Consider the following 10,604-nt stretch of genomic DNA (forward strand, 5'->3'; position numbering starts at 1 on the left):
GCATTCGGACAGCCTGTGGCCGGAGGTTCCGGAGTACCTGTACAAGAGCATCCGGCATCTCACCGATGCGCAGATCGACAAGGTCACGCACGGCAACGCGATGCGCTTCTTCAACTTCGACCCGTTCAAGCACCACCGTCGCGAGGACCTGACGGTGGGGGCGCTGCGGGCGAAGGCCAAGGCCGATGGGGTGGACACCACGCCGGTGTCCAGCGGCGGCGCCAAGCCGCTGGCGGAGGGCGAGCAGGCCCGCCCGATCACCTCCGGCGACCTCATGAAGATGTTCTCCCACCATTCCAAGGCCGCCTGAGNCAGCGATGCTGGATCAGACTCGCCCGGGCCCGCGGACCAAGACGCAGCGGCGCCCCCAGGACCCGGCGCGGACCCGCGCCGCGATCCTGGAGGCCGCCAGCAGCTTGCTGGCCAAGGACGGCCCCGAGGGCCTCAGCGTCTCGCAGGTGGCCCAACTCGCCGGCGTCAACCGCGGCACCGCCTACCAGCACTTCCAGACGCGCGAGCAACTCCTGGAGGCGACTACCGCCTGGGTCAGCGAAAACCTGAGGCGCGCGGTGTTCGGCGACGGCAGCAGCGTCCATGCCGTGGCGCCCAGCGATCCGCAGTGGGTGGTCGAGCGGATGGCCGGGTTCGCGATGGAGAATCCCGAGCTGGGCCGTGCCTGGCTATTCGAGGTGCTGAGTTCCAGCCAGCCGGCCAGCGATCCCTTCTGGCATCACTACAAGACGCTGTTCGAGAAGTTCGCGCGCTCGGACCGTGCCCAGCCGGGCATCGACACCGAAGTGCATTCGGTGATCATGCTGATCGGAACCTTCCTGTGGCCGGTCTTCGTGCGCTCCCGTGCGCGCACGGCGCGCGAACGCCAGGAGCTGGTACAGCGCTTCACCAACGAAATGCTGCGCCTGAGCCTGTCCGGCACCATGCGCCCGGAGGAGTTCCCGGAGCTGCAGGCGAAGATGCCCCAGGTCGCGGCCGCGAAGAAGCCGCGCCGCTAGCGGCGCGGGCTCCTCAGGAAGCCTGGAACAGCTTGCGCACCTCGCGCCGCAGCAGCTTGCCCATCTCGTTGTAGGGCAGTGCCTCCAGCACGGCGACGCGATCCGGCACGCGCGAGGAGCGCAGGCGGTCGCGGATCAGCTTCTTGAGTTCCTCTTCCGAGGGGACTTCGTGCGGCGGCCGCACCACCACCGCGATGCCCACCGCCTCGCCCCACTCCAGGGAGGGTACGGCCACCGCCGCCGCATCGGCGATGGCCGGGTGCGACAGCAGCACCTCCTCGATCTCCCCCGGGGAGATGTTCTCGCCGCCGCGCACGATCACGTCGTCCGCGCGGCCCGCCAGGAACAGGTAGCCCTCCGCGTCCAGCCAGCCGGCGTCCCGGGTCGGGAACCAGCCCTGGGCATCCAGCGCGCTGCGCTCGCGGTACTCGCCGGACACCTGTTCGCCGCGCACGTAGATCTCGCCGCGTTCCCCGGCCGGCAGGGGCCTGCCGTCCTCGTCGCGGATCTCGATCTCCACCGTCGGCAGGGGGCGGCCGACCGACCCCAGGCGTGCCCGTGCCTGCGGGTCGCTGGCCTGGTGGGCGCTGCGGTGGTCTTCCGGCCCCAGCAGGGCGATGGTCGAGCTGGTCTCGGTCAGGCCGTAGGCATTGGTGAAGTCGGTCTGGGGGAACAGCGTCAGCGCGCGCTCGATCAGCTCCGTCGGCATCTTGCCTCCGCCGTAGGCGATGGCCTTCAGCGCCGGCAGCTCCGGCCGGTTGCCGGCATCCAGGCGCTGGATGATGCGGCCCAGCATGGTCGGCACGACGAAGGCGTTGCTGGCCTTTTCCCCGGCGGCCAGCTGCAGCCAGGCGTCCGGCTCGAAGGCCGGCAGCAGCAGGATGCGGCGCATGGCGTAGATCGAACTGAGCAACGCTGCGATGCCGGCGATGTGATAGGGCGGCACGCAGACCAGGGCGCCGTCGTCCTCGGGTGCGGAGCCGAAGTCCACCGTGCCCAGGATGTAGGACAGCAGGTTGGCGTGGCGCAGCAACGCCGCCTTGGGCGCCGCCGTGGTGCCGCTGGTGAAGATCTGCACCGCGACGCCGGCCTCGGGGGGCTCGCCTGCGATGGGCGCGGCCTGCTCGGCCACGGCCACGAAGTCGCCGCGGCTCCAGAGCTGATGGCCGCTGTCCGGGTCCAGCCGCCGGACGCGCTCGACATCGCCGATCACCCAGGCGGGCGCCACGCGCTTGAGCAGCGCCGCCAGGTCGGCATCGGCCAGGCGGTAGTTGAGGGGGACGTAGGGAACACCCGCCAGCGCCGCGCCGAACAGCGCGATGGCGGCGGCCTCGCTGCTCTCGTCCAGCAGGGCGACGTAGCCGACGCCGCTGGCGGAGAAGCGCGAGGCCGCGCCCTGCGCGGCCCGCAGCAGGGCGCCGTAGGACCAGCGGCGGCCGTCGCAGACCAGCCCGATGCGCCCGGGTTCGGCCTCGGCTGCCATCTGCAGGATTAGCGAGAGATTCATGGGTAGGTGCTCAGCTTGTCCGGCGACTCACGACGCTAGGATCCCCACTGCGTGGGGCCCCTCCACGCTGCTCGCACCTTCAATCCGAAGACGGCAGCGGCTTCGCGTCCTTCGGCTGCAGCGCCACGCCGCCGATCGACAGCGAGCCCTGTCCTGCCTTGGTGCACAGCAGTTCGACGCTGCCGGCGGCATCGGTATAGCGCTTGCCGATCTTGGTGCCTTCGGCAAAGGCCGGGTTCAGCGCGGCCTTCTCGGGCGGACGCTCGTCCCCCATCGGCACGCCGCCGCATTCCAGCACCACGTCGCTGCCGCGGACCACCATGACCTCGGTGTCGCAGGCGGCACTCTTCAGTTTCTTTCCAGGCTTCATGTCGTCTTCAAAAGGTCTTCAGGCAATGGCGCCGGCCGCCTTGAGCTGCTCGATGCGCTCCCACTCCAGGCCCAGCTCCATCAGGAAGGTCTCGGTGTGTTCGGAGGCCTGCGGGGCTCGCGTGGTCTTCACCGGCTGGTGGTTGAACTGCACCGGGCCGCGCACCAGCTTGATCGGCGCGCCGCCGTCGCTGGATTCCACCTCGAACAGCATGTCGTTGGCCAGGGCCTGCTCGTCGGAGGCCAGGTCCAGCAGGCTCTGGATCGGTGCCCACTGGCCCTTCATGGTCTTGAGGTGCTGGCGCCAGTATTCGAAGGGCCTGGCCGCGAAGGCCGCGGCGATCAGCTCGCCGGCCTCCTTCCAGTTCGTCATCAGTGCCTTGGCCTCGGAGAAGCGCGGATCGTCCGCGGCTTCCGGGATGCCGAGATGGGTGAAGGTGTCGCGGATCTGCGGGCCCGGCGTCAGGATGCAGAGGTTGATCGTGCCGCCGTCCGAGGTGCGGTAGTTTCCGGTGAAGGGATTGCCGGGGTTGCCGCCGGAGGAGGGCATGCGGTTGCGCATGACCTTGCCGGCCTCGATGAACAGGTCGATGGCGCTGCCGGCGGCCCACCAGGCGGTGCTCAGCAGCGACACGTCCAGCTCGATGGCCTCGCCGGTGCGGTCGCGGTGGAACAGCGCCGCCGAGATGCCGCCGGCGATGTTCATGCCGCCGATGGAATCGCCGAAGGCGGCGATGCCCTGGGCCAGCGGCCCGCCCAGTTCCTCGGGCGACATGGCGTGGCCCACGCCGCTGCGCGACCAGAAGGCGGTGCCGTCGAAGCCGCCGACATCGCGCTCCGGGCCCTTGTCGCCATAGGCGCTGCCGCGGGCGTAGATGATCCGGGGGTTGATCGCGCGGATGTGCTCCACGTCGAACTTCATCTTCTGCCGCTGCGAGGGCAGGTAATTGGTCAGGAACACGTCGGCCGTCCTGGCGATCTCGTAGATCACCTGCATGCCTTCCGGCGTGGAGATGTCCACGCCCACGCTGCGCTTGCCGCGGTTGGGATGCTCCATCATCGTGTGGCGCAGCGGGTTGATCTTCATGCCGCCCATGTTGATGAAGCCGCGCTGCGTGTCGCCGCGCTGCGGATGCTCGATCTTGATCACGTCGGCGCCCCAGTCGGCCAGGATCGCGCCGGCCGCCGGCACGAACGTGAACTGGGCCACTTCCAGCACCCGGATGCCCTTCATCACCTGCGTCATGAGACTTCCTCCATCTTGGGCGCGATCATACTAATCAACAACATTGTTGCATATAGCCCTGGGGTGCGCTAGAAATGTCCCACGCTGCACAGACCCATACCTACAGGGCCCCCTGGGGCCTTCCGCCCGGAGCAAGCATGAAAATCGATTCCTCACTGGCCGCCGTCGTCACCGGCGGCGCCTCCGGCCTGGGCCTGGCCACGGTCAAGGCCCTGCGGCAGGCCGGCGCAGAGGTCGCGATCTTCGATCTCAACGAGGATGTCGGGCAGAAGGCCGCGGCGGAGACCGGCGCGCTGTTCTGCCAGTGCGACGTGCTGAGCGACGAGAGCGTCGACGCCGCCTACGCCAAGGCCCGTGCCGCCCACGGCCAGGAGCGCGTGCTGGTGTGCTGTGCCGGCGGCGGCAACGCCATTCCCACCGCCCGCCGCGACAAGAACACCGGCGAGATCAACATCTTCCCCAGCGACAAGTTCGAGTGGGTGCTGAAGCTCAACACCGTCGGTACCTTCCGCTGCATCACCCGGGCCGCGGCCGGCATGATGGCGCTGGAGCCGGTGAACGGGGAGCGCGGCGTGCTGATCAACACCGCCTCTGCCGCCGCCACCGAAGGGCAGATGGGGCAGGCCGCCTACTCGGCCGCCAAGGCCGCCATCGTCGGCATGACCCTGACCATCGCCCGCGACCTTTCGCGCGAGGGCATCCGCGTCAACACCATCCAGCCGGGCATCTTCAACACACCGGCGATGTCGCGGGCCACCCCGCAGATGCTGGAGGCGCTCGGCAACATGGTGCCCTTCCCTCCGCGCCTGGGGCACGCGGACGAATATGCCAGCCTGGCATTGGAGATGATCCGCAACGGCTATTTAAACGGCGAGACCGTACGCCTGGATGGCGCGATCCGCATGCAACCCCGTTGAGGAATCCCTGAAGAGGTCCGTTCGTGCCGATCCTGAGCCTGGCTTCGCCTCGCCCTCGGGCTTCTGCTTCGCCTTCCGGCGCAGCACCGGCGTGACGCCGCGCGAGTTCCGCCAGCGCGCGCCGCGCCTGGTGGCCTGAGCCGGCTTAGCCCGTCTCGAACAGCCGGCGCAGGGCCGGGCGCTCCACCTTCAGCGAGGGCGTGCGCGGCAGTTCCTCCACGAAGCGCCAGTGCACCGGGACATGCGTCGCCGGCAAATATTGGCGCAGGTGCGATTCCAGCTCGTCGATCCGCGCCGACGCCCCGGGCCGGAACTGCACCGCCACGGCCGGCACCTGGCCGAGCCGGGCATCGTCGAGTCCGATGGCCGCGGCTGCGGAAATCGCCGGATGCCGCATCAGCGCCCGCTCGATGGTCTCCGGCAGCAGCTTGAAGCCCCCGCGCATGATCGCGCCGTCGCTGCGGCCGCGGTGGAACAGGAATCCGTCCTCGTCGATCAGCGCCAGGTCCGAGGTGCGGATCCAGTCCGGCCCGATGCGCGGCGACACCACCTCCAGCACGCCCTCGCGACCGGCCGGCAGCAGCTCGCCGCTGTCCGGGTCGATCACGCGCAGCTGCGCGCCGGGCAGGGCACGTCCCACGCTGCCGAACTTCTTCTGCCCCCATTCGGCGTGCAGCTCCAGCGTCATTGCCGTGACCGGGCCGCCGAACTCCGTGGCGCCGTAGGACAGCAGGATGGGCACGCCGTAGCGTTCCTCGAAGGCGCGCTGCACGGTCGGGTCCAGCGGTGCCGCGCCGGTGCCGAGGCGGCGCAGGCAGGCCAGGTCGGCCGGCGGCAGCCCGGCATCCAGCACCATCTGCACGCCGGCCGGCGGCAGGCCACCGGCCTCCGGCCGGTAGCGCCGCAGGTAGTCGTGCCATCCCGCGACGCTGAAGCGTTCGGCCAGCACCACGCGCTGGCCCTTCAGCAGGGGCGGCAGGCTGGCATAGAGGCCGGAGATGTTCCCCAGCGGGAAGAACAGCAGGGTTGGCGTCGCCGCCGACAGGTCGCCGCCCAGCGGGCCCACGATATGCCGGGCAATCAGTTCATAGCTGACGGCAAACTGCTTCGGCGGGCCGGTCGTGCCGCTGGTGAGGATTTCGACGCGCGGCGGCAGCGGCTCCGGGACGAGGGAGTCCCGCGTGCGTTCCAGGCCCGGAAGAGCCTTCGCCTCCATGCCATCCAGTGCGATGACCGCGCTCCCGCGCTGCCGCAGTGCCGCCAGCACCGGCCCGCTGCAGTCCCGGGCCGCCAGCACCGCCACCGCCGGCTCCAGCCGCCCGAAATCCCGCGCCAGGGCCTCCGGCGACTGGAACGCATAGGCCATGCGCACCGTACGGCGGCCCGCGATCAGGCCCAGCAGGGCGGCCAGCGCCGCGGGATGGTTGCGCGGCACGAAGGCCACCGGGGCCTCCGGCGGCGCGCCGCTGGCGTCCAGCAGGCTGCCGAGGCGGTCGGCCAATTGCCGCAGTTCGCCCCAGGAATGCCAGCGGCCTTCGTATTCGATCGCCGGCCGGTCCGCCGGGCGTGCCAGCGCCGCGGCACAGGATGCGTCGAGCCCGGTGTTCATGAACTGCAGTCCCGCGAGCACGCTCTGCCAAAGGGAAAGGCGGCGCAGACCCGCAGGCAGGCCCGCGCCGCCTTCGTCATGTGGCGCTCAGGAGGCCCGGATGCCGATCGCCTTGGTCTCGAGGAATTCCTCGATGCCCTCGCGGCCCCACTCGCGGCCCATGCCGCTCTGCTTGTAGCCGCCGAAGGGCAGGTCGCCGGTGATGCTCATGCCGCCGTTCACGCTCAGCGCGCCGGCACGGATGCGCTTGGCCACCTTGAGCGCGCGCTCGGTGCTGCCGAACACCGCGCCGCCCAGGCCGTAGATGCTGTCGTTGGCGATGCGGATCGCGTCTTCCTCGGTGTCGTAGGGGATCACCGTCAGCACCGGGCCGAAGATTTCCTCCTGGGCGATGCGCATGTCGTTGCGCACGTCGACGAAGCAGGTCGGCTCGATGAAGAAGCCGCCGCCCTTGTCCGTGCGGACCTTGCCGCCGGCCAGCAGGCGCGCGCCTTCCTGCACGCCGATGTCGATGTAGCTTTTCACGCGTTCCAGCTGCCGCTTGGAGATCAGCGGACCCATGATGCAGGTCGGCTCGTCGTAGAGGCCCCACTTGCCGGCGAAGCCGGCATAGGCCATCTCCAGGGCCTTCACGGCTTCCTCGTAGCGGCTGCGCGGCACCAGCAGGCGCGTCGGGTAGGCGCAGCCCTGGCCGGCGTGGAACACCACCATCGAGCCCATCACCACCATCGGGAAGTTCGGCGCGTCGTCCAGCACGATGTAGGCCGACTTGCCGCCCAGCTCCAGGAACACGCGCTTGAGCGTGGCGGCGCCGTTCTCCATGATCTTCTTGCCCACCGCCGTCGAGCCGGTGAAGGAGATCAGGTCCACGCGCGGGTCCCTGGTCAGCATCTCGCCGGCCATGGCCGGATCGGCCGATGTCACGATGTTGAACACGCCCGGCGGGAAGCCGGCCTCCGCGGCCAGCTCGCCCATGAAGCTGCCCATCAGCGGCGTGTCCGGCGCGGGCTTCAGGATCACCGTGCAGCCGGCCAGCAGCGCGGCGACCACCTTGCCGACATTGACGTACAGCGGCACGTTCCAGGGCGTGATCGCTCCGACCACGCCGACCGCTTCGTAGGTCACCAGGCGCTTGGTGTCGAAGCCGTACTCGTTCTTGATGCCGCGGTCTTCCTGCCACTTCACGTCGGCATAGCAGGCCAGCAGGCTGTCGAAGCCGCCGAGCGCGCCGTCGATCTGCGCACGGGCGGCGGCGCCGATGGCCGATCCCACCTCGTCGCGCGCGATCTGCACCAGCTTGCCGCGATTGGCGAACAGCAGGTCCCGGTACTTCTTCAGCAACTCGAAGCGATACGCGTGGTTCCGCGACCAGTCGGTGTCGTCGAAGGCGCGGCGCGCGGCGGCGATGGCCTCATCCACGTCCGCGGCCGAAGCATCCGCCGCCTTGCCGATCACCTCGCCGGTCCAGGGGCCGATGTTGTCGTAGGTCTTGTCGCCGGCGGCGCGACGCAGTTTGCCGTCGATGTACAGCAGGGCTTCGGGAAGGCTCACGGTCTGGGTCTCCTCATGCGGCAAGTCTTGCTGCATGCACGGTCAAGTTGGAATCGGTTCTTGGGCGGCCATGGGATAGCCAGAACCTTCGTGCGCTTGCGGCTCGGCAGCGCCATGGCTGCAGAACTATAGTCATCAACGTTGTTCATTAAGTCAAGCGGCCGCCGCTGGGGAACATCCGCTTGTCTTCCCTGCCGGGAACCAAAAAGAAAAGCGGCCCCGGGATGCCCGGGAGCCGCTTCTTCGTGAAACCGTCCCTTGCCGCTCAGGCTTCGCGCACGCCCGTGAAGGGGAACGAGCCCATGAAGCCGGCCTTGACCTTGCCCGTCATGCTGGAGCCGTCGACGGTGGCGGTGAACTCCACCTTCATCTTCATCGGCTTGACGACATGGTTGATCCAGAACAGCTTGCTGCCGTCCCAGGTCGCGTCACTGATCTCGGTGGTCGAGCCCTGGCCGCTCTGGGCGCCGGTGACCTTGCCGTCCTGTTCCTGCAGCTCCAGGATGGTGTTCTGCGGGCCGGTGGGTGACTTGATGGTGATCTTCCATTTTCCTGCGACTGACATGGGTGGCTCCTGTTGTGACAAGGACCGGGGCAGGTAAGCGCCCCGGGATGTGAAATACAATAGTTCGCATAAAGCCAACAGCGCGTAGTCCATCGGGATGACGAACAAGATCTACCGGCCGCACCTGTCGACGGCGAGCGACGCCCGTGCCGTGCGCACGCGCGAGGCGCTGCGCGCCGCGCTGCTGGACCTGCTCGAGTCCAAGCCGCTGGACCAGATCACCATCCGCGACATCGCGGCGGGCGCCGGCATCGGCTATACGACCTTCTTCCGGCACCATCCCACCAAGGAATCCCTGCTTGACGATCTCGCTGCCGCGCAGATCCGCAGCCTGATCGAACTGGTGATGCCGGTGATGGACGCCCGCAGCGCCCGTGCGGGCTCCGAGGCGCTTTTCACTTACGTCGAGCAGCATCGCGCGCTGTGGACCACGCTGCTCAACGGCGGGGCCGCCGGTGCGCTGCGCGCGGAACTGCTGCGCGTCTCCATGGAGATCGCGGCGGAGCGCTCTCCCCCCAGGACCTGGCCACCCTTCGAGGTGGTGACCCTGTTGGTGGTGAGCGGCACGCTTGAGCTGCTGTCCTGGTGGCTGCGCCAGCCCCGGCCGCTGCCGATCCGTGAGATTGCGGAAATCCATCATCGCAACGTGGTGGAGCCGGCCCTGGTGCCGGGGCGCAAGCCTCCGGCGCGCGGCAAGGCCTGAGCGCGCTTCAGAGCAGGTCGCGGTAGACCGACAGGTCGCCCGCATAGGCAATGCCGCCCGGCCAGAAGCGGCTGCCGCTGACCTTCCGGAAGTAGTGCACCGTGCGCGCCGTGGAGCCGGACGCGGAGCGTGGCTGCATGGCGATGCCGCTGGGGCTGCGCCCGCCGGCGCGGGCGCTGAAATCCTTGAGCGTGAACAGCAGGTTGTCGGTCTGCTGGGCACAGAGCACCAGCTGGTCGCCCGGGCAGTAGTGCCGCGGCTCGATCTGCAGCGCCGACAGCTTGCCTCGCATCATGCCCACGTGCCCCGGCACGTTGATCACCTCCACGCTGTGCACGTTCTCGTACCAGTCCTGGTACTCGGCATGGCGCCCGGGCACGTAGTTGGCAAGGATGATGCTGACGCCCGACAGCGGCTCCGCGCGGTTCCAGTTCGGGCTGATCTTCCAGTCCGTGTACATCTCGTAGCTGTAGAGGCGCTCGGTCTCGTCGTCCGCCACCAGGCCGGCATCGCGCGCCGCGGCGATCAGCGGGCCCAGCGCGGGCAGGTCGATGGCGGGCGAGGGCAGGTCGAAGTCGTAGACGCTCAGGAAGCGCCAGGGCTGCGGGATGTCCGGCATGATCTGCTGCGGCGTCACCTCGTAGCGGTCCGTCTCGCGGAAGCCGCGCAGCGCCGCCAGCGCCTGGCGGTGCGGGCCGTCGAACCAGGCGGCGTACTCGGCCTCGCGCCCCGCGGGCACGTTGTGCAGGTGGATGGTCGTGTAAAGCGCCATGGGGAGCCGCCGGCCTCTCGCTTCGTTTTCGTGTCCGGAAATAGACATCAATGGTGACTAGGGGTCAAGCGCCCCGGCGGCAGTGTTCCCTGCCCGTGAAAGAATAAACACCACTGTTGATTAAATTAAAGGTTTGTGCGATAACAGGACACTGCGCTGCCTCCGGGCGGCGCTTCCGCTTCCACCCGGGCGCCGGGCACACGGTGCCTTGAACATTTGCCGAGGAGACCCCCATGAAGATGAACGACATGGTGCTGATCAGCGTGGACGATCACATCAGCGAGCCGCCGGACATGTTCAAGGCGCACCTGTCTGGCGAGGAGCTGAAGACGGCGCCGACGCTGCACGTGGCGCC

At 68.8% G+C, this 10,604-nt stretch carries 10 protein-coding genes and 1 pseudogene; 4 read left to right on the forward strand and 7 right to left on the reverse strand.

Features of this window, described 5'->3' with window-relative positions; all coding sequences use genetic code 11:
• Both C3942_RS21595 and C3942_RS21600 read left to right on the forward strand, forming a co-directional pair.
• Positions 1-310 (forward strand): annotated as a pseudogene (locus C3942_RS21595) (amidohydrolase family protein); the annotation flags it as partial.
• A gap of 7 nt (positions 311-317) precedes the next feature.
• A complete protein-coding gene (locus C3942_RS21600; RefSeq protein ID WP_104232448.1) occupies positions 318-1,010 on the forward strand; it encodes a TetR/AcrR family transcriptional regulator in 693 nt (230 codons plus the stop codon).
• A gap of 13 nt (positions 1,011-1,023) precedes the next feature.
• Here the strand turns inward: C3942_RS21600 and C3942_RS21605 are convergent, their stop codons facing one another.
• The 3 genes from C3942_RS21605 to C3942_RS21615 form a co-directional block, all read right to left on the reverse strand.
• Entirely contained in the window at positions 1,024-2,517 is a 1,494-nt protein-coding gene (locus C3942_RS21605; RefSeq protein WP_104232449.1) for a class I adenylate-forming enzyme family protein, read from the reverse strand.
• Between the two features lie 79 nt (positions 2,518-2,596).
• Positions 2,597-2,887 (reverse strand): hypothetical protein, encoded by a 291-nt coding sequence (locus C3942_RS21610; RefSeq protein ID WP_104232450.1) that lies wholly within the window; start codon positions 2,885-2,887, stop codon positions 2,597-2,599.
• Between the two features lie 18 nt (positions 2,888-2,905).
• Positions 2,906-4,132: a CaiB/BaiF CoA transferase family protein gene (locus C3942_RS21615; RefSeq protein WP_104232451.1), complete on the reverse strand. Its 1,227-nt coding sequence runs from the start codon at positions 4,130-4,132 to the stop codon at positions 2,906-2,908.
• Between the two features lie 137 nt (positions 4,133-4,269).
• Between C3942_RS21615 and C3942_RS21620 the strand changes: the two genes are divergently transcribed.
• The gene (locus C3942_RS21620) at positions 4,270-5,049 is read left to right on the forward strand and encodes an SDR family NAD(P)-dependent oxidoreductase (RefSeq protein ID WP_104232452.1); all 780 of its coding nucleotides are present in this window, start codon (positions 4,270-4,272) and stop codon (positions 5,047-5,049) included.
• A 145-nt stretch (positions 5,050-5,194) separates the two neighbouring features.
• On the opposite strand, the gene C3942_RS21630 is transcribed toward C3942_RS21620, so the two are convergent.
• The 3 genes from C3942_RS21630 to C3942_RS21640 form a co-directional block, all read right to left on the reverse strand.
• Positions 5,195-6,658, reverse strand: coding sequence for a class I adenylate-forming enzyme family protein (locus C3942_RS21630; protein WP_104232457.1), 1,464 nt, complete (start codon positions 6,656-6,658; stop codon positions 5,195-5,197).
• Between the two features lie 87 nt (positions 6,659-6,745).
• Positions 6,746-8,209 carry an aldehyde dehydrogenase family protein gene (locus C3942_RS21635; RefSeq protein WP_243393709.1) on the reverse strand — a complete coding sequence of 488 codons (1,464 nt, stop codon included), beginning with the start codon at positions 8,207-8,209 and terminating at the stop codon, positions 6,746-6,748.
• Between the two features lie 265 nt (positions 8,210-8,474).
• Positions 8,475-8,774: a hypothetical protein gene (locus C3942_RS21640; RefSeq protein ID WP_104232454.1), complete on the reverse strand. Its 300-nt coding sequence runs from the start codon at positions 8,772-8,774 to the stop codon at positions 8,475-8,477.
• A gap of 97 nt (positions 8,775-8,871) precedes the next feature.
• Between C3942_RS21640 and C3942_RS21645 the strand changes: the two genes are divergently transcribed.
• Complete coding sequence (locus tag C3942_RS21645; RefSeq protein ID WP_104232455.1) at positions 8,872-9,477, forward strand: TetR/AcrR family transcriptional regulator; 606 nt, start codon at positions 8,872-8,874, stop codon at positions 9,475-9,477.
• A 7-nt stretch (positions 9,478-9,484) separates the two neighbouring features.
• Here the strand turns inward: C3942_RS21645 and C3942_RS21650 are convergent, their stop codons facing one another.
• Positions 9,485-10,249: a hypothetical protein gene (locus tag C3942_RS21650; protein WP_104232456.1), complete on the reverse strand. Its 765-nt coding sequence runs from the start codon at positions 10,247-10,249 to the stop codon at positions 9,485-9,487.
• Positions 10,250-10,604 lie beyond the last annotated feature (355 nt).

Origin of the sequence: Solimonas fluminis (assembly GCF_002930645.1) — a bacterium.
GTDB classification, from domain to species: Bacteria; Pseudomonadota; Gammaproteobacteria; order Nevskiales; family Nevskiaceae; genus Solimonas_A; species Solimonas_A fluminis.